This is a genomic window from Megalodesulfovibrio gigas DSM 1382 = ATCC 19364, assembly GCF_000468495.1.
Taxonomy (GTDB): Bacteria; Desulfobacterota; Desulfovibrionia; order Desulfovibrionales; family Desulfovibrionaceae; genus Megalodesulfovibrio; species Megalodesulfovibrio gigas.
In genome coordinates, this window is record NC_022444.1 from 147492 (window position 1) to 169277 (window position 21786).

Annotated in this window: 19 protein-coding genes; 9 read left to right on the top strand and 10 right to left on the bottom strand. The window is 65.3% G+C overall.

The genetic code is table 11. From position 1 onward, the window contains the following. Positions 1-7 precede the first annotated feature (7 nt). From DGI_RS00645 to serB, 8 genes are all read left to right on the top strand, one after another. Positions 8-1312 (top strand): FAD-dependent oxidoreductase, encoded by a 1305-nt coding sequence (locus tag DGI_RS00645; protein ID WP_021758648.1) that lies wholly within the window; start codon positions 8-10, stop codon positions 1310-1312. A gap of 367 nt (positions 1313-1679) precedes the next feature. After that, positions 1680-2474, top strand: coding sequence for a class I SAM-dependent methyltransferase (locus DGI_RS00650; protein WP_021758651.1), 795 nt, complete (start codon positions 1680-1682; stop codon positions 2472-2474). A gap of 263 nt (positions 2475-2737) precedes the next feature. Further along, entirely contained in the window at positions 2738-4504 is a 1767-nt protein-coding gene (locus tag DGI_RS00655) for a YeiH family protein (protein ID WP_021758653.1), read from the top strand. 117 nt (positions 4505-4621) lie between these two features. Next, positions 4622-4879, top strand: coding sequence for a hypothetical protein (locus tag DGI_RS00660; protein ID WP_021758655.1), 258 nt, complete (start codon positions 4622-4624; stop codon positions 4877-4879). Positions 4880-5089: 210 nt separating this feature from the next. Then, positions 5090-7108 (top strand): HAMP domain-containing histidine kinase, encoded by a 2019-nt coding sequence (locus DGI_RS16710; RefSeq protein WP_051286301.1) that lies wholly within the window; start codon positions 5090-5092, stop codon positions 7106-7108. Between the two features lie 263 nt (positions 7109-7371). Next, complete coding sequence (locus tag DGI_RS00670) at positions 7372-7785, top strand: cytochrome c3 family protein (protein WP_021758659.1); 414 nt, start codon at positions 7372-7374, stop codon at positions 7783-7785. A gap of 143 nt (positions 7786-7928) precedes the next feature. Next, positions 7929-8339: a hypothetical protein gene (locus DGI_RS19105; protein WP_021758661.1), complete on the top strand. Its 411-nt coding sequence runs from the start codon at positions 7929-7931 to the stop codon at positions 8337-8339. Positions 8340-8371: 32 nt separating this feature from the next. Beyond that, positions 8372-9592: a phosphoserine phosphatase SerB gene (gene serB / locus DGI_RS00680; protein WP_021758663.1), complete on the top strand. Its 1221-nt coding sequence runs from the start codon at positions 8372-8374 to the stop codon at positions 9590-9592. 141 nt (positions 9593-9733) lie between these two features. On the opposite strand, the gene DGI_RS00685 is transcribed toward serB, so the two are convergent. From DGI_RS00685 to DGI_RS19115, 3 genes are all read right to left on the bottom strand, one after another. Next, complete coding sequence (locus DGI_RS00685) at positions 9734-10768, bottom strand: hypothetical protein (RefSeq protein ID WP_027192890.1); 1035 nt, start codon at positions 10766-10768, stop codon at positions 9734-9736. Between the two features lie 515 nt (positions 10769-11283). Continuing rightward, on the bottom strand, positions 11284-11622 hold the full coding sequence (locus tag DGI_RS18610; RefSeq protein ID WP_021758667.1) for a hypothetical protein: 339 nt from the start codon (positions 11620-11622) through the stop codon (positions 11284-11286). Next, on the bottom strand, positions 11619-12266 hold the full coding sequence (locus tag DGI_RS19115) for a hypothetical protein (RefSeq protein WP_235619909.1): 648 nt from the start codon (positions 12264-12266) through the stop codon (positions 11619-11621). The genes DGI_RS18610 and DGI_RS19115 overlap by 4 nt, the downstream gene beginning before the upstream one ends. A gap of 84 nt (positions 12267-12350) precedes the next feature. On the opposite strand from DGI_RS19115, the gene DGI_RS19120 reads away from it, so the two are divergent. Then, the gene (locus tag DGI_RS19120; RefSeq protein ID WP_235619910.1) at positions 12351-12776 is read left to right on the top strand and encodes a hypothetical protein; all 426 of its coding nucleotides are present in this window, start codon (positions 12351-12353) and stop codon (positions 12774-12776) included. Between the two features lie 200 nt (positions 12777-12976). Here DGI_RS19120 and DGI_RS00700 read toward each other — a convergent pair whose 3' ends face one another. From DGI_RS00700 to DGI_RS00730, 7 genes are all read right to left on the bottom strand, one after another. Next, the gene (locus tag DGI_RS00700; protein ID WP_021758673.1) at positions 12977-13351 is read right to left on the bottom strand and encodes a hypothetical protein; all 375 of its coding nucleotides are present in this window, start codon (positions 13349-13351) and stop codon (positions 12977-12979) included. 24 nt (positions 13352-13375) lie between these two features. Further along, the gene (locus DGI_RS00705) at positions 13376-15112 is read right to left on the bottom strand and encodes a hypothetical protein (RefSeq protein WP_021758675.1); all 1737 of its coding nucleotides are present in this window, start codon (positions 15110-15112) and stop codon (positions 13376-13378) included. Further along, positions 15109-15927, bottom strand: coding sequence for a hypothetical protein (locus DGI_RS00710; protein WP_021758677.1), 819 nt, complete (start codon positions 15925-15927; stop codon positions 15109-15111). The genes DGI_RS00705 and DGI_RS00710 overlap by 4 nt, the downstream gene beginning before the upstream one ends. Before the next feature lie 106 nt (positions 15928-16033). Then, positions 16034-16591 carry a hypothetical protein gene (locus DGI_RS00715; RefSeq protein ID WP_021758679.1) on the bottom strand — a complete coding sequence of 186 codons (558 nt, stop codon included), beginning with the start codon at positions 16589-16591 and terminating at the stop codon, positions 16034-16036. Positions 16592-16703: 112 nt separating this feature from the next. Continuing rightward, positions 16704-18620, bottom strand: coding sequence for a hypothetical protein (locus DGI_RS00720; RefSeq protein WP_021758681.1), 1917 nt, complete (start codon positions 18618-18620; stop codon positions 16704-16706). Between the two features lie 208 nt (positions 18621-18828). After that, positions 18829-19461, bottom strand: coding sequence for a hypothetical protein (locus DGI_RS00725; protein WP_021758683.1), 633 nt, complete (start codon positions 19459-19461; stop codon positions 18829-18831). Continuing rightward, on the bottom strand, positions 19458-21776 hold the full coding sequence (locus tag DGI_RS00730; protein WP_034607045.1) for a hypothetical protein: 2319 nt from the start codon (positions 21774-21776) through the stop codon (positions 19458-19460). The genes DGI_RS00725 and DGI_RS00730 overlap by 4 nt, the downstream gene beginning before the upstream one ends. Positions 21777-21786 lie beyond the last annotated feature (10 nt).

Here is a 21786-nt window from a genome sequence, read left to right on the forward strand (position 1 = left end):
GGAGATCATGGCGAAAAAAAAACGCATCCGTTTTCCGTCCAAGCCTTCGCGGTATGAATTCGATGTCGCCATCATCGGCGGCGGCGTCTCGGGCCTGGCGGCCGCGGCCCAGCTCTCCCGCGTGGCCGAGCTGGAAGTGGTGGTCCTGGAAAAGGAAGTGGAGCCCGGCGGCGCGCCCCAGCACATCGACAATTATTCCTTCGGCTGGCGCGAGTACAAGCGGCCCATGCAGGGCCCGACCTACGCCAAGAAGATGCTGGCCGGCGCCAAGCGCACGGAGATTCTGGGCGGGGTGCAGGCCCTCTCCATTACGCGGGACGGGACGGACCACGCCGTCATCCAGGCCGTGGGACCGCAAGGGTCCTTCACCGTCAAGGCCCGGCGGGTCCTGCTGGCCAGCGGCGCCTGGGAGTCCTCCCGGTTTTCCAGAAAACTGGCCGGCTCGCGCCCGTTGGGCGTCATGACCTCTGGGGCGCTGCTCCGGCACATGGCCCTGACCAAGGTGCTGCCCTTTTCCCGGCCGGTGATGCTGGGGTCGGAGTGGGTGTCCCTGGCGTCCATCGTCACCATGCACAAGGCCGGCATGGAACCGCCCATCCTGGTGGACGAATGGCCCGGACCGGCCGCGCCGGCCATGGTCCTCAAGGGCCTGTGCAAAAAATACGGCATGACCTTCCAGCCGGATACGCGGGTGGAACGCATTATCGGCCGGCAGAAGGTGGAAGCCGTGGTGCTGGAGCACCAAGGCCGGCGCACCCTGCAGGTCTGTGACGGCGTGCTGCTGACCGGCCGCTTCAAACCCGAGGCTCCGTATCTGGCCGGTGGGTTTCTGGACGTGGACGCCGGCTCCTGCGGCCCGGCCACGGATCAGTTTCATCGCGTCTATGAAGACGAGTCCCCCACCCCGGTGTACGCCTGCGGCAACCTGCTGGGCCTGGCCAAAAGCTCCTGGGTCTGCTCCAAACAGGGGGAAACAGCCGCCACGCTCATTGCCCAGGACATCGCCGGCGCATTGGATCAGGCCCCCGGCGTGCCGGTGCACATCTCCCCGCCCCTCAAATACGTGTGGCCGCAGCGTCATGTGTTTGAAAAAGGTGAGCAATCCCCCAAGTTCTACGTGGATTTCGAAAAACCTTGCACCGGCGTGCTGGCCCTGCGCAGCGACGGTCGCAAAGTGGCGGATCGCTTCCTCCCCCAGGCCATCCCCGGCCGGTTGGAAGTGCTGGAGCCACCGCCGGCCATGCTCCCCGTGCTGCGGGGCGGCACCCGGCTGACAGTGACGCTGGAGCACCCCGACGACGGGCCGTTCTAGAGCATTTTAGTTTTGAGAAATGATTTTGCGAGAGGGGAAGCCTTTTTACAAAAGGTTCTCCCCTCTCGCGCTCTCCCCTTCCAAAAATCTGATCATATTTTGTAATTATAACAGAAGTTTTTGGGGAGGGGAGGTCTGGGGGAAGAACCTTTCTGAAGGAAGGTTCCTCCCTCGCACCCTCTTTCCAAAAGACTTTTTCTGGTGAGCCCAGGCTCCTATCACATCTTCACACAACCCGGCAGGTTGCCCTGTCCCGCCCTTGCCAGATTGCAGGGATATGATACAAGGAGTGGCATCTTAACCTTATCTTACAGTATCCTACAATTATTCACCCTGCCGCCAGGCACGCCGGCGGCCCGAGGCACCCATGCGGCTTCGCCACACGCTCTCTGCCGTCCTGCAGCGCCTGCTGGGCCGCCCTGCGCCCAGCCAGACCAACGGGCACTACTACAATGCCCTTGCCGCACGCGAAGCACTGTCGATCCAGCCAGTCCGCCGTAAGAACGTGCTGGTGGTTGGATGCAACACCGGACACGATTGCACGTATTTTGTCGAAGCAGGTGCGCGCGAAGTGCACGGCCTGGACGTGGTGGAATCCATTGGACAGGACTTCCAGCATCCGGCGGTGCAGTATCATCGCATCAGTGCAGAATGCATGTCCTGTTTTCCAGATGATATGTTCGATCTTGTCTACAGCTTTGCCACCATGGAGCATGTGCCGAACATCGCCGCGGCATTTCAGGAGATGTGTCGTGTCACCACGCCCGGAGGCGTGCTCTTTTCCGTGGCCGCCCCGCTGTGGCATTCGCGGTATGGCCACCACAAAGCCAATCTTTTCCAGAATTTTCCCTGGATTCACTTGTGCCTGTCCAAGGAAGAAATAATCCAGTGGTACCTGGAAACCTGTCCGGACGAAATGCCGCACGAGCGAGAGCATATCCGGCACCACGTGGAATACATGCTCAACCCCGCATTCTTCAATATGCGCCCTGCCCGGGAGTATCTGCACGTGTGCGCCGCCCTGCCCATGCAGCTCGTGGTCAATCGGCTGGACCTCGACGATGCCTCCCATTTGACGCCCGACATCCGCCGCCTTCTCGGAAACCGCTACGACGACGAAGAGCTTCTGGCCGTGACGCATCGGTATATCGCGCGAAAGTAGCCAGCACCCGCACGTCGTGCACCCTCATCCAAACGCCGAAGGTGCACACCCGTGCTTGGTTGCTGCGCGCCCGGTGCGCACGCCCCTGAAATACCCTCCATACTATTTGGGTATTTATCTTTATCACCTAACATTTTTTTCATTGAATATCCTGCGGTTTTTTGCTTTCGTGCAACGAGCGTTGGCGATTTTTACGCCCGCCACCCTGTTGCGTATGCAACTATAAACACCCCCCATATCCCTATCTGCATTGGAGGAACGACATGGCCGAAAATCAACCACGCACTCCCAGTTCAGCCGCAGATGCCGATATTGTCATCGACAAGGGCAAATCCAGCTTGTCCGATCTGTGGAAAAAGGAAGACTATTGGGCCATCTGGCTCGCATTCTCCCTGCTGGCCGCAGGGTTGATCCTGTTCCGGAGCACCACGCCGGAGAACATGCAGGAGGCGTTCGACAAGAACAACGCCGTCATGGCTGCGGAGGCCCAGCGCGCGCCGTTCAAGACCATTGAATGGCACCAGGCCAACGATGCCAAGGGCAAGGTCAAGTCGTCCGATCTCTCCTTTGCCAAATCCATTTCGTCCTTCCTGGCCACCCCTGCCGGCTGGACCACGAACCCCCTGGACAGCCTGGTGCAGTCCAAGGACGTGGCGGATGCCAAGAATGCCAAGGCCATGCCTGTATTCGAGGAAGCCAAGGCCAAGGAAGCAGAAATGCTGACCGCAGCCAAGACCGCCCAGGAGGCTGCTGCCGCTGCGCAGTTCAAGAATGCCTCCCTCAACAACGCGGCCAAGGTCAGCATCGACAACTGGCGCAAGGCCCAGAAGGTGGCCTCCAGCGCCAAGAGCAAGACTACGGCCAAGGCGTACAACCGTATTCCCAACCTTATCGGGCTGTGCATTGCCCTGGGCATCTTCTTCGCCATTGGCATGGCCTTCATGGGGGTGAGCCCGCCCAAATTCCTGCCGGGCTTTGTCTTCATCTTCGTCGTCGCCGCCTTTGCCTACCTGCTGGCCGGTCAGGCCACGGTGAAGCATTACGGCATCGAATTCGCCGCCTGGGCTGTGCTCATGGGGCTGATCATCTCCAACACCGTGGGCACTCCCAAGTGGGTGATGCCGGCAGTGCAGACGGAGTACTACATCAAGACCGGTCTGGTGCTGCTGGGTGCGGAAGTGCTCTTCAACAAGATCGTGGCCATCGGCATTCCCGGCATTTTTGTGGCCTGGGTGGTCACGCCCATTGTCCTGGTGGCCACGTACATCTTCGGCCAGAAAGTGGTGAAGATGCCCTCCAAGACGCTCAACATCGTCATTTCCGCAGACATGAGCGTGTGCGGCGTGTCCGCGGCCATTGCCACGGCCTCCGCCTGCCGGGCCAAGAAGGAAGAGCTGACGCTTTCCGTGGGCATCTCGCTGGTGTTCACAGCCATCATGATGGTGGTCATGCCCATGATCATCAAGGCCACGGGCATGCCGTACATTCTGGGCGGGGCCTGGATGGGCGGCACCATCGACTCCACCGGCGCCGTGGCTGCGGCCGGGGCGTTCCTGTCTGAACAGGCCCTGTACACTGCCGCCACCATCAAGATGATCCAGAACGTGCTCATCGGCGTCACGGCCTTCGGCGTGGCCGTGTACTGGTGCACCAGGGTAGACTGCGTGGCCGGCCAGCGTGTGAGCCTCTGGGAAATCTGGCACCGTTTTCCCAAGTTCGTGCTGGGCTTTATCTCTGCGTCCGTGATCTTCTCGCTGATCTTCTCCGCCCTGGGCCATGATGTGGCCAACGCCACCATCGACCACGGCGTGCTGCGCAGCTTCACCAGCAAGGTGCGCGGCTGGGCATTCTGCCTGGCCTTTGTCTCCATCGGTCTGGCCACGAACTTCCGCGAGCTGGGTCACTACTTCAAGGGCGGCAAGCCAGTGATCCTGTACGTCTGTGGGCAGACCTTCAACCTGTGCCTGACGCTGCTCATGGCCTGGGTGATGTTCTATCTGGTGTTCCCGGAAATCACCGCCAGCATTTAGGGCGTTTGTTGTTGAGAACAGCCCTCGGGGGAAGATTCTTTCTGCAGAAAGGGTCTTTCCCCGCCCCCCCTCTCCCATCAACTCCAGACACCCTCTGACACAAAGGAAGAAGCGGTCATGGAACAGACACCCTCCCGCGGCGGGCTGCTTGGCTGGCTCAAGCTCTGCGGCTGTCTCCTGGCCATTGCCGCCTTCATGTTCGTCGTCGGTCCCTGGGCACGCCGGCAAATCCCGGAGGCCCAGGCCCTGGCGGACTTCATCGACAGCTCCGGCATGCGGGCCAACCAAATCTATTATACGGACATCCCCGAAACCGCCTGGGCCGAGCAGAACGCCCGGGCCAGCATCAATTACCGTCCCGTGGGACCGCAATAACCCTGCGCCGCCCTCCCCCGGCGTCCTGGGACGCCGTCCTTGCGATGATGCCGGGGGGCGGCGGAAGCTGGCAGGCGCCGGGGTTTGACAGATCTTGGACAATCTTCCTACTATCATGCACAGACGTTCCACACGCCCTGGCGCATGGCTGCGCCCGCCGCGCACTGCCGGCATTTTCGTCAACCCTGGGGAATTGCAACGGTGTCGCCCTTGCCCTCGTCCGTGCCGCCTGCGCCGAAGCGCATCCCGCTGCACCGCGGCCTGGGCGCAAGACTCGGCGTTACCGTGCTCCTGGTGGAGCTGCTCATTTTTGCCCTGGTGGCCCACTGGCAGCACGATTACCTGGGCCGCAGCCAGGACGACGCATTCCTGCAGCGCGTCAGCAGCGTCAGCGCGCTCATGGGCCGCGGCCTGCTGAGTCACGAAAGCCTGACCAATCCCGCCTACCTGGGTCCCCTGCTGGGAGAGGAGCCCGTCATGGCCATGGTGCTGGGGCCGGACGGCTACATCTTCAACGCCATGCCCGCCAGCTACAGCGGCCAGCATTTTCAGGAGTTGCCCGGTGTGGACCCGGCCTGGCTCCAGGAAGCCCGCCAGGGCGTGACCATCCACGCCGTGGGACAAGGCGAGGAGCGCCGGGTCTATTGCCTTGCGCCGTTGTACGCAGCCATGGACCACACCCCGTTCCTGTATGCGTTCTTCAAGGTCCGCATCATCAACGGCCAGACGGAAAAGCGCCAGCTGCGGCTGCTGTTCCTGTACGGCAGCGCCCTTGGTGTCTTCATTACCTCGGGCCTGCTGCTGATCATCTTCCACAGGCAGCTGTTTTTGCCCATTTACGCCACGGCCCAGGCCCTGCGCCGGCTGGAGGCCGGAGAACTGGGCACCAGGGTGGAAGGCCCCCTGAAAAACGATCAATTGGGCGCTCTGCAACGCGGACTCAACACCATGGCGCAATCCCTGGAAGAGACCGTCACCCGCCTGCAGGAGGAAATTGTGCAGCGCCGCCAGGTGGAAGACGCCCTGCGCCGCAGCAACGAGACCCTGGAACAGCGCGTGCTGGCGCGCACGCAGGAGCTGGAGGATCTCAACAGCCAGTTGACCCAGGAGGTCGCCATCCGCCAGGGGACCGAGGCCGCCCTGCGCGAGAGCAACTGCCAGTTGCAGGGCGTGCTGGACAATTCCCCGACGGCCATTTTTCTGGTGGATGTCCACCATCGGGTGCATCTGTGCAACGCGCGATTTTCGGAGCTGTATGGCCTGCCGGCCTCCCCGTCCCCCGAAGACCTGCCCGACCCGCGACTGGAAAGCCTGTTCCCGCCGGAAGTGGCCGCCGCCATCCGCAAGACGCACGACGCCGTGCAGGCCTCGGGCACGCCCCGCACTGTGGAAGAAACCATCCCCAGGGGCGACGGCTTCGCCACCCTGATGACCACCGCCTTCCCCATGCGCAACGAACGTGGCCGCATCTGGGCCGTCTGCTCCATCGCCACAGACATCACGGATCGCAAACGGCTGGAGGCGGAAACCGTGCGAGCCGGACAACTGGCCAGCATCGGCGAGCTGGCCGCCGGAGTGGCGCATGAAATCAACAATCCGATCAATGGCATCATCAATTACGCCCAACTGCTGCTGGACGATGCCGCCGACCCTGCCCGTCCCATGCTGGCAAGCATCATCCGCCAGGCCGAGCGCGTGGCCGGCATCGTGCGCAGCCTGCTTGCCTATTCCAGGGTGGATGAAGAGGCCTTTGCCCCCGTCAACCTGGCGGAACTCATCGAAGACAGCCTCTCCCTGACCCGCTATCGCCTGGAGCGGTCCGGCGTGCTGGTGGATGTGGAGCTGTCGCCGGGACTGCCCGTGGTGCGCGGCAGACCCCGGGAATTGCAACAGGTGCTCCTGAACCTGCTCTCCAATGCCCTGCACGCCCTCACGGAACGCCAGCGCCGCACCCCGGGCGCCGAGCTGCGCTGCACCGTGCGCGCCACCCTGCGCGAGGACCGCCGCGTGGCCCTGCAAGTGGAGGATACAGGCACGGGCATTCCCGCGGAATTACTCCCCAAGGTGACACTGCCGTTCTTCACCACCAAACCCAAGGAGCAGGGCACCGGGCTGGGGCTTTCCATCAGCCGGGCCATTGTGGAAGCGCACGGGGGCGAGTTTTCCCTGCACAATGTGGAAGACGGCCCCGGCGTGCTGGCCCAGGCCATCCTGCCTGTCTGGCCCTGATTCAGGGTGGCCCCCGCCAACTGAAGGGTATTTTTCCAACATGCGGCCTTGACAGCATGGCCGGCCGGCGTGCTAGGTAGTAGAACAGTTTTTTCACAGCAGGCTCCCGGTTGCGACAATTGGTTTGCGCAATGCTCCCGGCCGATTGCAGTGCTCCGTGCCGGCCTGCGCGCCTGCACGCACCAGAAAACCCCCGGGCCGGACGGCAGATCATCTGCTGCCGACCCTTGTTGCAGCACCATATACAGAAGGAGTCGAGACCCATGAAACGGACTGTGCTGGCCTCCCTGGCCGCCGCCTGCCTTGCGTGCACGGTGGCCCTGCCCTCCCTGCATGCCGTGGACGTCCCTGCCGACGGCGCCAAGATTGACTTCATCGCTGGCGGCGAAAAGAACCTCACCGTGGTCTTCAACCACTCCACGCACAAAGACGTGAAGTGCGATGACTGCCACCACCAGCCCGGCGACAAGCAGTATGCCGGCTGCACCACCGACGGCTGCCACAACATTCTGGACAAGGCCGACAAGTCCGTGAACTCCTGGTACAAAGTGGTTCACGACGCCAAGGGCGGCGCCAAGCCCACCTGCATCTCCTGTCACAAGGACAAGGCTGGCGACGACAAGGAACTCAAGAAGAAGCTCACCGGCTGCAAGGGCTCTGCCTGCCATCCCAGCTAGCCTGACACCCCCGGGGCATGCCCCACGCCTTCCTTATTCGACGGCAACGGCCGGCAGGATCGCACGATTCTGCCGGCCACGCATTTGACCGCCGCCCGCGATCCCGGTATCACCAGCCCGACATCACCACCCAGGAGACGCCCATGGCTGCCGATTTCCGCACCTTGCTTGTCACGCTTGATTCAGACGACCCTGTCGCCCGTCGCTATGACGACATCCGCATCGGCGACTGGTTCCTCCTCTCCGTCCAGACCCGCCCCCTGTACGACGATTCCCCCATGGAACTGCCAGACCCCGCCACGTGCGACGCCTTCGCCCTTTCCCTCATGACCCAGGGCGGCGTCATCAGCTATGGCAGCTGGGGCGTATGGGAAGAATTGTGCCACAAGCCCTGGGCCGCGCACTTCCGCCAGGAACTGCCCCTGCTCTTGGTGGCGGAAGACGTGCCGGCCGCCGCGGTGCAGGAAATCCTGGACGACCTGACCGAATTCGCCGCCGCCAACACCCCGCCGGTGAACAAAAAGAAGGCCCAGGCCGCGCAGGACGCTGCGTAATCACGCCTCTTTCCTCAAAAAAGCAGACGCCCGTGCAAGACATCGTCCTCATCCGCATTTCCGGCGAAGACCGGCCCGGCCTGCTGGCCGGGCTGTGCGAGGCCATGGCCCAGAACGACGTGGAGATTCTGGACGTGGGCCAATCCGTGATCTACGACTCCCTGAACCTCGGCATGCTCATCCGCATCCCGCCCGAGGCCGAGCATGCGCCCGTGCTCAAGGACATCCTCTTCAAGACCCACGAGCTGGGCGTAAGCTGCAAGCTGACTCCCATCAGCAAGGAGCATTACGCCCAATGGGCCGACACCCAGGGCCGCCGCCGGCACATCGTCACGCTCCTGGGCCGGCGCATCGTGGCCGCCCAGGTGCAGGCCCTGGCAGAGATCCTCACCCGACACGGGCTCAACATCGAGGTCGTCACCCGCCTGTCCCACCCTGCCAGCCTTCACGCAGCCGCCAACCAGCCGGCCCGGGCCTGCGTGGAACTCAAGGTCAGCGGTGCGCCGGCGGATCCTGCCGCCCTCAAGCGGGAATTTCTGGCCGTGGCCGGCGGTCTGGGCGTGGACATCGCCTTTCAGGAAGACAACGCCTTCCGCCGCAACCGCCGGCTGGTGGCCTTTGATATGGATTCCACCCTGGTGGCCGGAGAACTCATCGACGAGCTGGCCCGCGAAGCCGGCAAGGCCGAAGAGGTGGCCGCCATCACCGCCGCTGCCATGCGCGGCGAGCTGGACTTCAAGGCCTCCCTGCGCAAACGGCTTTCCCTGCTCAAAGGCCTGCCCGAGGCCTGCCTGCCCGAAGTGGCAGCACGCATCCCCCTGAATGAAGGCGCGGAACGGCTCATCGCCACCCTCAAGTCCCTGGGCTACACCATCGCCATCATCTCCGGCGGCTTCACCTACTTCGGCAATCATCTCAAGGAAATGCTCGGAGTGGATTACGTGTTCGCCAACGAGCTGGAAATCAGGGACGGCCAGCTCACCGGCGAGGTGGTGGGCGAGATTGTGGACGCCGAGCGCAAGGCGTTTCTGCTCAAGACCATCGCCGCGCAGGAAAAGATCAGCCTGCAGCAGGTGGTGGCCGTGGGCGACGGCGCCAACGACCTGCCCATGCTCAACCTGGCCGGCCTGGGCATCGCCTTCCACGCCAAACCCAAGGTCAAGGAAGGCGCCCGCCAGGCCATCAGCACCCTGGGCCTGGACTCCATCCTCTACCTCCTGGGCCTGCGCGACCAGGACGCACCGACGGCGTAGGAAGACATATAAGAGATGGAAACCAGGGGGATAATCCCCCTGGACCCCTGTTCCGTGGTGGCATCCGCGACGCGCAAGCGCGTCGCGGATGCCACCACGGAACCAAAGGGGGCTTGCCGCAAATGCAGTGCCCCCGGAAACTCAGGCCCTCCCCATCACATCTTCCCGCAGCGCCGCACCCAGCAACACCGCCCGGGGCGGGCGGCCATCGGTGGGGTCGAATTCCGTAAATTCCAGCCGCCAGCCTTCATCCCCAATCCCGGCCACCTCGGCAGTCGAGGAAGCAACGGCAGTCTCGGGGGGCAGCACCTCGCCATCCCTGGTCACACGCACCTGCACCTGTCGCACCCCCAGGAACCGACGCGGCACGCGCAAAAATCCATCCACTTCCCGCAGCATGTCCTCGGGATGGCCGAGGGTGACGTCCGCCTGTTCCAGGTCGTGATCCAGTTCGGCCACGAGCCTGCCCAGCTCCTCCAGCGTGGCCCGGCTTTCCTTCGTCTCGCCCATGAGTCCATGCATGGCCTTGAGCTGTAAGGACAACGCCTTGTGTTTGGTCGCCAGCACGGCGCGCGTCTCTGCCAGGTCCTTGCGATGCATCTTTTCCTGGATCACGTGATGCAGCGCCGACGAGACGAGGTAGCGCAACCCGGCGCGACACAGCCCGGACCGGGTGGACTCCGGATCGCCATGCAATTCCAGCAGCCGATGCTCCCGAAAGGTGAGGGTTTCGATGCGCTCGTCCCTGAGCAGCACCTCGCCATGCATGCGCGCGCCAAAGCCAGCGCGGCGATCCGGGGAGGCCGTGAGGGCAAAGAAGACTTCCCTGACTGGCTGGGTTTCGAAAAACCGGCACAGGCCGGCCTCGGGCGATCGCAGAAACGCGTCCATGGCGTCTGGGGTGGCGAAGACGGCATTCACCGCCGCGTCCGTCTGCCATTGGCTGCGCGCGAACACATGCACGGCCCCCAGCCCGGCCGTAACGGCGGCCACGCGCTCGCTGGCCACTTGGCAGGCCAGGGCCAGACGCACTGTCCAGCCCCTGGCCAGACGCAATTCCTGCGGCCCGGTGCGGAATAGATCTTCCACCATGGCCCAGACGCGACGACGTTCCAGGCCCCGCCGCCAGCCGGCAAGGGTCAACGATTCTGCGAAACTTGAGAACAACGGCCACATGGGTGCCTCCCGCAATGGTGTGTTGTGCAGGAGACTAGCACGGATTTGACCGCCCGTGGTGCGCGCGCGGGGAGCCGCCGCATGAAAAGAGAAAAAAGATCCGCATCAGCACCTTGGCTCACCAGGAGGCGCCGCGACAACCGGCACCATGCCCGGGCCAAGCTCGGCCTCCCACGGCCGTGGGTGGGTCGCCAGCCCCATGCGCCAATGCGCCAGCAGGCTGAGGGCAAGAAAAATCAGGGCAACCGTGACGTACATGGCGCACCTCCTGAGACAGAACGCGTGGTGCAGGGTGCTGCGGGCCGTGAGCTCAGGGCTCCCCGCCGGCCGCGATGGCTGCGACCGACGGGAAACACCTGACAACCAAGGAGTGTGTGGAGGAGAATCGTTCACGCAGCGCTGAAGCATGCATAGCCAAATGCATGCCATATTCGCAACATATTGCAACAAAAGCTTTTTTCAGATCGACGCGAAATCCCCATCGCAAAATCCTACCATTTTGTCGCGCCCCCACGTCACGACGCGACAAAATGGTACATCTCCTTCCTGACTGCTTTAGCCACGGCCTCCAGGCTCTCCAGCCGGTCCCGGTCGATCTGCGTTGCCGTGCCGAGGACCACCGCACGCAGTGGATCGATGGTCAGCATCGCCAGGTCGGTCAGGTCGGCCAGGCACAGGGCGCGGTCGGCAGCGGCCTGGTGCTGCGCGACGAGTCCGGCCGCCTGTGCCTGGGCATCTTCCAGCGTCTCGGCTTGGCAGTCCACAGACGCAAAATCTGGATGCTCGCCGACAATACTGCCATCTGGGAGCAGGTCAACAACAGTTTCTGTGATGAGATTGATGATAGCAATCACAGGATTTGTCCTCCATTAGTCACTAACGTGCCATCGCCGATGGCCCCGGCAGGCTGTGTGCCGCTCTTGAGGATGATCCCACCAGATGAGTATATCCCGTAGTTTGGTCTGGTGGTCGCGTCGGATGCGCCGTTGCTTGATTGTATCGGCCCTCCATTCACAACACGGAGCCCATAATTGCCTGACTTGTAGTACGTATTTGACACCTGCCCTGCTGCAACGTACGTCAAGTCCACCCCCAGCGATGCGGCTGACGTGTCGTAGCACTCAACAGAGCACCCAGAAATTTGCGCAGACAGTGCGCGGATGACGTTAAAAATCTTTGCCGCCTTCAGCGCACGCACGTGCAAATAATACAAGATCACCATTAAACTTGTATTGCAATTGATGCACGAGCCATCAGAAAGAGTCGCGCTGTCTGTAAATGTCAGCGAGGCTGACTTTGTTTGCCCCAGGCTGTAATCTGTTGCATTGCCCTGGATCACCAAAATGCCGTTTGAGAACCCGTTGAACCGTAGCCCTGCGGTCAGAGTATGTTCACCGTCTGCAATCTGGAATGTTAGCACGTATCCATTCAGGTTTTTGGGCTGGGCATTGATGAGCGTCTGCATTTCAGTGGAGGTCATGCCCAGCGTGAAATTCACGGTCGTATTCGCCGTGAGCATGCGCGGGATATTTGCTGCCAGCCGCCCATCTGGCAGCGTCCCGGCGGCGAGGGCGCTTGCATCGTGGGTGTGGCCGAGCTGGCTGAATCGGGCATCGCCGCGCGCCTGGGTCAGGTAGTGGGGGTGGTCGTCATCGGAAAGGCCGGAGAGCGCGCCGTGATCCGATGGGCCGGGCGTGCCTGGTTCACCTTGCGGCCCCTGCTGACCCTGCGGACCAGCCGGACCAACAGCACCGGCCGGGCCTTGGACTCCTTGCGGGCCAGTGTCGCCCGTGTCACCCTTCGGTCCTTGTGGCCCCTGTGGCCCCATCTCGCCCTGCGGACCCTGTGGTCCCGGAGCTCCTGCCGCCCCGGCAGACCCGTCCTGACCGTCCTGACCATCAGCACCAGCCGGACCAACGGGACCAGCCGGACCAACAGCACCGGCCGGGCCTTGTGGTCCTTGTGGTCCTTGTGGTCCTTGTTGGCCGGTTTCGCCTTGCAGTCCTGACGGTCCCTGCTCGCCTTGCGGACCCTGTGGACCTTGCGGACCAGCCGGGCCTGCCGGGCCTGCCGGGCCTTCAGGGCCAAGCACGCCACCCGATCCCACGTCGCCCACCTGCACGACATCCCCCAAGCGCAGGTTGATCTCGTCCTCCACCACCTGCACGGCCACGGGCGCGGGGTCTGTCACCAGAATAATGCAGTCGCTCATACCTCCACCCCCGACAGCGCATCGGCCACCACCAGCCGGCCCATGGCCCACACCCGCGGGCCGGTGCCGTGCTCCCAGACCGCCCGCAGCTCACAGCCCCAGGTGCCCACGGGCAGCGCCGCCGTCTGCTCCGACGTCAGCGCCACCACGGTTTTCCCGGCCGTGGCGTCTTCGTGTTCCGTCACCTGCACCTGCAGCAGGGGTGTACTGCCAGCCGCCACCGGCCCGGCCGCCACGGTGAACACCAGCCGCGCGCCGGTCAGGTCCACCGGCACGGCCGGGGAACCCGCCTGCACCTCGATGGCCCACCGCCGCCCATCGCCCCGGTACACCGGCCGATCCGCCGATCCCATCAAGAATTGCTCACGCATGATGCCCTCCAGGGGAATTATTCATTATCGCACCTCCACCATCCGCACGAAGGGCTGTTGCCCGACGCGCATGAAGGGCAAGGGGGTGGTGTTGGGCCACTGCGGCGCGGGCGTACCCCCGGCCGGTGGTGCCAGCGTACTGCCCGCCGTCCCGGTCCAGATGCTCCACACCGCCTGCCAGCCGCCGGCCAACTGCCAGACGTCCAGGGGCTGCGCCAGCTCCAGGGACAGCAAGAACCGATCAGCCGGCGTCCAGGCCCTGGGCAGGTCGAACCAGTCCGAGACAAGCGGGCCATCCACGGCCAACGGGTAGCCCCGGCCCGGGAACGGGATAGCCACGGGCGCGGCCTCGAACTGGTACAGGGGCAGGTCCGGGCCATGGGCCGCAAAGCCCAGGCGCAGGCCGGCCAGTGTCCAGCACCGGACATTGCCGGCGGCGTCGGGGATCCCTGAGGTCCAGGGCATGTCGTGCCAGAAGAGCACCACCCGTGCCTGTGTGGCGGATGCCGGCGGGGTGGACACGATGCCCGGCACCGCCTGCCGCGGCAGCAGGATGCGCACGTGCGCCCCGGCCGGCAACTGCATGGGGTTGTTGTAGTAGATGGAGCCGACGTTGCCGCCAAGCACCTCATAGACGGGATGCGGCGGCGTCTCTGCCGTGCCCGATCCCTCCAGCCCAGCCAGGGCGAAGGGCGTGCCGTCGCCGGGCATGAACGGACTGCCATTCATGGCGTATGTCCAGGGGAGCACGGTGCCGCCGTCTGCCAATACCCGTGCATGCCTGGGCAGGACCGCGCCCGCCGGGACGGTCAGGGACACGAGTATATCTGGTGCGGCGCTGGGCAGCAGGTTCAGGGGCACGGCGTCAGACCTGGCCAGGGCACCCGGCGCAACCGTGACGCCAGCCTGCCCGGAAAAGGTGACGGTTGCGGAATCGCCCGCGAAGTCCCAGCCGGAAGACGCCGCCGGGCCGATCTGTGCCGCGGTCACGTCCCACGCCTCGCTCCCTGGTTGCAGCGCCAGCCGCACTTGTGAAACTCCACCAGGGGGCAGCGCCAGCGCCGCGGCCGGGATGCGCCAGCGCAACACCGCGTCTGCCGGGGGCGTCTCGATGCTGTCCCAGACTGCCGGCCCTGCGTTCGTGGCCAGGGGCAGCATATTCAGGGTGGCGTCTGCCGGCGTCTCCAGGGTAGCCACGAAGGGGATGCAGGCGGCGTTGCCCAGGTCATTGAAGAATTCCACCACCTCCCGCGGTGCCGTGGCCTCGCATGCAGCCCGGCCGGCGGCCATGAACAAGCGCGCCCCGGTGTCTTCAATGGTGCCGACGCAGGGCCAATACTGGGAGCTGACGCCGTGGCCGGAGAGGATCACGCTCACCACCAGGTCACGGCCGGCCACCAGCTCGAAGGGCACGGGGTCAGACACGGGCGCGTCACCTGCCCGGACCACGGCGCAGGGATCGCCCCCGAAGGTCAAGGCCACCTGGTTGCCGTCGAAGTCCCACGGCTCTGCGTCCACGGCCTCGGACTGGTGCCCGACGACCACCCGGCCCACAATGTACCCGTAGGCCGATGCGGCATTGACCAGCCCCCGCGGAATGGGCAGCAAGCCCAGGCGGACCACGTTGCCGCTGCGCCGGATGCGCGCGCCAGGGATAACCACGCGCACCGTGGCTTCATCCCGCACCGGAAAGTACGTCTGGCCGTCCCCCTCGGGATACGGGTCCAGGCACTGCCGCCACTGCATGTCCATCAGGCTCATGCGCCACCCCCTGCTTCCGTCCATTCCAGGTCCAGGGCCACGGCCTGCCCGTCTACACGATTCGCGCGCACCATGGCGTCAGTTGCCGCGCCCTCCGCTGGGCTCATCACCAGCAACACGGCGTTGCCGGGCCGCCAGTCCGGCGCGTCCACCAGCTCTTGTACCAGGGCGGCCACGTCCGGGAGCGGGTCGCCTGCGTCCAGGTCCGGCACGTCAAAATCCCAGCCGCCCGCCGGTGTCCAGCCGGCCCAATTGTACGGCCAATCCGTGGCCCATGGCCCGAAGGCTTGCAGCATGTCATCAGTGGCCGGGTCAAGAAAGCTGCCCGTATCGAGGTGGGCCGTGTAGTTTTCGTGCCGCAGGGCCACTTCACTCATGATTTCCGCCATGCCCTCCGGCGTCTCGGGATCATGGACCAGCCCGCCAAGGGACTCCCAGAACGCGGCCACGGCGTCCCGCTGGTCCTGCGTCATGGCGGCCACGGCCACCGCTGCCGTGCCCAGCGCATCCAGCACCGTGGCCAGGGCGCTCATGCTGCCGGGCGGGTCTGCATCGGCCAACCCATCCGCCGGGACGTGCGCCCGCAGTCGTCCGGTGCCCACGGCTCCCAGGCCCTGCACCGTGGCGCTGGTCAGTTCCGCGCCCTGCGGCACCGCCAGCCCGCGGAAGCACCACCACAGGTGGAACCCGGCGTAGAACCCGGCCACCCCGCTGCACTCCGCCTCGCCCGGCAGGCACCACGGGAACACCGCGCCCTGCGGCTGTTCTGTTTGCCCGGCGTCCCACGGATGCGCCAATTCAATGCGCTGCTGCACATTTGCTCCAAGGGAAAAGGATTTCTTCCTGGGGGACTACCGTCCCCCAGACCCCCTATCCGGGGGGCCAGGGGGGCACTGCCCCCCTGAAAAAGCCGTTCTCTGCTTAGGCCTCCACTTCAGCCAGCGCGCCGCCGGCAAGGGTGAGGGCATTGCCTGTACCGCCAATGCTGGTCACGTGCAGCGCCAGGGCATGCGCGCCGCAGGTGTCCCATGCCAGGAGCGGGGCCAGATATTTGCCGCTGGCATCCCGCAGGGTGGTGGCATCGCAGGCTTTGGACTCCAGCAGCCCCACCGGCGTGACCCATTCCAGGCCGTCATAGTGGAGGATCACGGGCGTCACCACGGCCACGCCATCGGCGGCGCTGTGGGTGGCCGTCACCACCAGCCGGTCACAATCGCCCACGAAGATGAGCGAATCGTCAAACCAGGCCGTGGCGGTGCCGGCCTCCACCTGCGCCAGACTGACGGCATCGAGGGCCGCCGCATCCGCCGCTTCCACGGCGCTGCGCAACACGCGCTGCCAGTCCGCCAACTGCCGCGAGGCAAAGTCTACCAACTGCACCACGCGGGCATCGCCCGTGGCCGTGGGCTGTACCGCCGTGCGGGTGGCGATGACGTCGCCGCCGCTGACGGCGCTGCGAATCCGGGTGCCTGTTTCCATGGAATACTCCAGGGGGAAAAGAGTTTTCTGGGGGACTACCGTCCCCCAGACCCCCTATACGGGGGTCCAGGGGGGCAGTGCCCCCCTGAAAGAAATCTTCCTCTGCCTCTTCTCATTCCCATTCCACGCGCAGGCGCGGGGCGTGGGCCGGGTCAGCATCAGGCCCAAGACCGCAGACCAGCAGCGATGCCCAACCGGACGTTTCATCCGTGATCCGAATCATGAGCCCGCCGCCGGGGACCCAATCTTCGCGGCTCAGGACCTCCTGCAGCACGGCGGACAGGTCCGGAGAGGTCAGCACGTCCCCAGGGGCCGGCGTGTCCGCGGCGATGGTCCAGCCAACAGACGCATCCGTGCGGCGGTAGGTGTTCCATTCCGTGTAGTCACGGGGGCGGAACGCATCGCGCTGCATGCCGGCCCGCAACGTCAGTTGCACCGTGCTCCCGGCAGGGTTGAACAACCGGCGGTCGTGCAGCACGTCCGGGGAAATGGTCAGTTCCAAAACGGCTGATGTGACGGTGGTGCCCAGGGGAATGGCCGCGCCCTCGAACACGAAGCAACCCCAATAGTTGTGATACCCCTTCTTCCCCAGACGGATGACGCCCGCGCCGTGGGTCAGCTCGGAAAAATCAGGCACGACCTGCATGGAATCGGGCCGGTGCCGGACGGGCAAGGTCAACGTCCCGGCCGCCGGATACACGGGCGCAACGGGCGCGCCGGCATCTGGCACCGCCTCGACGATGGCGGCAGACGGGGAGGCCGCCGGCTCGCAATCCACGCCGAAAAACCATTGGTTGCCGCTGGTGGATGGCGCGGGGTGCGCGGTCACGTCGTCGTAGGCCTCGATCTGCAGGGCCTGGGCCACGGTCCAGATGGGCGTGAACGTCCCGAACTCCACACCAGACCCGGCGAAAAACAGGCCAATGATTTTAAACTGTCCATCGATGAGCCCAAGCACCACGCTGCCGGAATCGCCGGGCAGGTTGGTGACGTCGCCTTCGTAGGCAGACGAGAACACCATCTGCCCGGTGAAGATGGCCCCGAGCGCCTCTTCAAAGGGGTCCCACAGCTTGTACTGCTCCCAGCCAGGCAGGCGGCGATAGGTGTCGCCATAGTCCACGTCTGCCGCGGCGCTCAGGCTGATGATGGTGCCCAGGGACGGCGGCACGCGGCCGGTGGTGCGGCCGGCCTTGTAGACGGTCATGCCGAGAACGACTTCGGACTTTGCGGCAAAGGGCAGCGGCCCATCGGTGATGGACAGCATGCCCCACGCGGCGGTGATGCCTGGATCAATGGCGATAATGCCGCCGTCCACGGTGTTGGATGGCGCGGCCGGGTAGGTGACATATGCATCGGTGAAGGGCCACGGATCGCCGGTGTACAGCGGCACGCCTTCGGGATGGTCCAACCGGGTAGCGGTATGAAAGTTGAGGGGCACGCGGCGCAGGGACGTGCCGATTCGGTCGCGTTCCGGGTGGCCCGTGTCGGGCACGGCAGGCTGGTGCACCACCACGCGCGCATCGTCGTTTTCCCCGAACCACGGCACGCCATAGGCCGGGTTGTAGGCCATGCCCAGGCAGTGATTGTTGGTCAGGCCCACCAGCCGGCCGCCACCATTCGGGGAGGCATCGCGGACGATGGCCCCCAGGGTGCCCACGGCATCGGCTGCCCAGGGCCAGCGGTCATGGAACATGGACACGCCGCCAATCAGCGGGCGGTGCCGTTCAACGGGACGGTCGCATCCGAGTGGCCATTCAGACAGACAGAACTTGCCGATGCGCGGCCGGGCATGCGGCCGCCAGCGCTGGATAACGTCGGTACGCAGCCCGTCCATGACCGGCGGGACACGCTGCGCCGGGGGAATATCTGCCAGGGGACGTTTGCTGGCCACGGCCACCACCACGGCAGGTTCGCCAGTGTTGCGGCCGTTGGTGGTTTTGGTCCCGGCCATGACCAGCCCGGCCCCGGTCTGCTCCAGGATGGCCCGGCCGTGGGTGGCCACAAACGATTCTGCGCGGCGCATGCTCATGGGGCTGGCTCCTCAGCATGGGCGTACCAGACTCGCAGCAACTCAGACTGAGCACGGGACAGTGACTCGCGCGAAACGACCGAGCACGTCGGCAGTGGGCGAAATTCAGACGCGCCCTTGCCTTGTGGGATGACTCCCCCATCCGAAAAACAATCCTGGGGGCTCCGTTTGAGATCCATGTTGACGACAACAATCGGGCACTCCATGTCTACACCTCTTCCAGTGCCCAGGCTGGCACGTCCTGCCCGGTGTTGGGGTTGGTTTCCGGGACGGGCGACCAGCGCTGCAGCAGCGGGCCACCCAGGGACACGGCCCCCTGCGGTGCGGCCACGCCTCCCAACACCTGCACGGCATTGCCGGCCGGTCCGTCATCGAGACCCGCCACATGCACGGCCACACACGCCACGCCGACCAGTTCCCAGACCAGCCGGGCGCAGCGCCAGGCCCCGCCGATGGACGATTCCCGAACCGTGGCCGTGGCAGTTTTGGGATCCAGCACCGCCACCACCTGCGCCCCGTCCGGGGGCAGCACCAGGGGCGTGATGATGGCCGAACCGCCGGCCATCAGGTGCCGCACGTCCAGAGCCAGCCGCCGGGCCAAGCCCACGCGCAACCGGGAGGCCAGCAGGGCATCAGACGGCGCAGCCAGGGACGCGGGGTCATCCTCGGACACCCAATCGCGCACCACGGCGGCCGCATCCACGGGCCGGGATGTCCGGTCCAGCAGCACAATGCCCCGGGCGCGGTCCAGGTGATCCGGCTGCATGGCCCCGCGCATGGCCAGCACGGCGGCGGCCTCTTCGGCAGGCACGGCAAGCGTTATGGCACCGCGTTCACTCATGCGCGCACCTCCCAGGAAAATGCGAATTCGGAATGGATGCTCGAGGCGGTAAAGGTGGCGTCGTCAAAGGCGGCCTGGAGCAAGGCCGTCAGGGCGGCTTCCAGGCTCGTGTCCGTGGGCAGCGTGAACGGCGAGTCCGAGAGGGGATATTCCAGGGTACTGCCGCTGCCGGCGGCCACCACGATGTCAAAGCCGGGGTGGAGATGCTTGACGCCTTCGGTGACATATGGCTCAAGCCACCAGCACCGCGTGACCACGGCATAGGCGAAGAGCCAGGAACGATGCGTGCGCAGGCCAAAGCCGTTCACGACCACGGTACGGTCGTTCCAGATCCATTCGCGCGTGCTGTCGCTGTGCTGCCCCGAATCCTGGACCACGGGCCGCCGGGCATGGCTGACGTCGGTCCAGGCAAAGGCCGACCGGTGGAAGATGCCGGGAAAGGCGATGCGATCCGTCACCGTCTCGCTGAATTCCATGGTGTTTTCGGTCAGATCCGTGACGAACCACACCTCGCGCCAGGCGGTGTATTCGCGCGACACCTGGAGGACGTCCGTAAAGTCCCCCCAGACGCAGCGCAGGGACGTGGCCGGATGCGGCGCGGCGGCCTGGCGTTCGCAACAGAGGAAGGGGTGTTCCTCCCGCCAGAGGCGCACGTCGTGGAGGTGGCCTTCCTCATCCGCAAACACGTGCGTGATTTCCCGGCGGTGGCTGGCGATGTCCTGGCCGGCGTGGGCGTTGGCCCGCGCATCCTCCACCAGGCAGACGCCGCAACGGACGCCGAGGGGTTCGCCATCCAGGGCCGCGGGATAGGTCGGACATTCGCCGGGCGGATCGCAGGTCAGGGGCTCACACTGGCGGCCGGGCGAGGGCCGGCAGTCGATGCGTTCGGAAACGGTGTCCCGGAAGCCCAGGCGCTCGGCCCCCAGGAGGTTGTGCATCTGGTCCTGGATGGGCACCGGCCGGCTCTGGTCCAGCCAGGGCTGCAGGACGTCGCGGGTGCAGGGAAAGACATCGGGCGAGAGCGTCCCGCCGTGGCCGTCGGGCAGGTCCTGCGCCGGCCGGCCGGTCTGGGCGTCCCAGACCAGACAGAATTCGCGGCCGCCATGCTCCGGGATGCCCACGGCGATGAGGATGTATTCGGCGCAGGGCCGGGGACGCTTGTCCGCAAAGCCAAGCACCGCATGGGCCAGTTGCAGGCCGCGGGTGGAGACCACCAGCACGGCGTCGTCAGGCTGAAAGGCCGTGTGGCCGCCGGCCACGCTGACGGCATTGGGGCAATGGTAATGCACGGGCAGGTTGCCCTCCCGGCCCCATTCCATTTCCACGTCCAGCGTGCCGTTGGCCTGTGCTTCGATGACCACGCCCCGCCGCAGGCAGAAATCCAGCAAATCCCCCAGCTCGCCGCGGCGTACGGCCGGGGGGGCGTAGGGCTCAAACACCGGCGATTCGGACGCAAAGCCGCCGCAGACAAGGGGCAGGATCACCGCCTGCGGTGTCATGCCGGCTTCCAGGACCGGCCGGGGCTCTTCGTCGGGCCGCGTGTGGCTGCCGCCGCTGGCGGTGTTCACGTCCACGGTCATGTACGATTCCCACCACTCGCAACGCCGGCACAGGCTGCCCACGTGGCTGTAGAACACCCAGTCCCCAACCTGATACGGCACATGATCCGAGGCCGCGCACACGGCCCAGCCGCCATGCCCCTGCACCAGCAGCCGGCGGTCTTCCTCGCCTTCCTCGCCGGCCGTCTCCACCACCCTCCCGCCGCGCAGGCAGGGCGTTTCCATCCAGCCGCCGGCGTGCACGCGGGAAACCGCCACCCCCGGGCCGGCAAAGTCCCACACCAGGGACAGCAGATCCCCCGGCACGGCCTGGGGCGTCTCGACGAACACCATGGAGCGCCCGTTGGCCGCCGGCAGAACGGGCCGGGAACGGGCATTGCCTCCGGGCACTTCCGGGACCACAATGGGGCCGATGCGCCGCGGCTCCCCCGTCTGCGGGCCATGCGCCTGGGCCGTGGTGGCCAGCCAGCGGCAATGCTTCGGATGTTTGAGGATCAGGGCCAGATCGTCCAGCATGGCCTCCTCCACGCCGGTGGGGGAACGACGCACTGCCCGGCCGAAGCGCAGGGAGGGCGTGCCGGCGTCGCAGTATTCGTTTTCGTATTCGGGCAGCAGACGGACCTCCACCTTGCCGCGGGAGGATCTGGCAGCCTGCAGGTGGACGAAGACCTGCGCCCCTGACGTTTCCAGCCCCGGCCCGGGCTCCAGGCATTCGCCGCGGGAGTGCACGCGAAGGCCGGAGGTGGCGCCGTGCAAGGGGCAACAG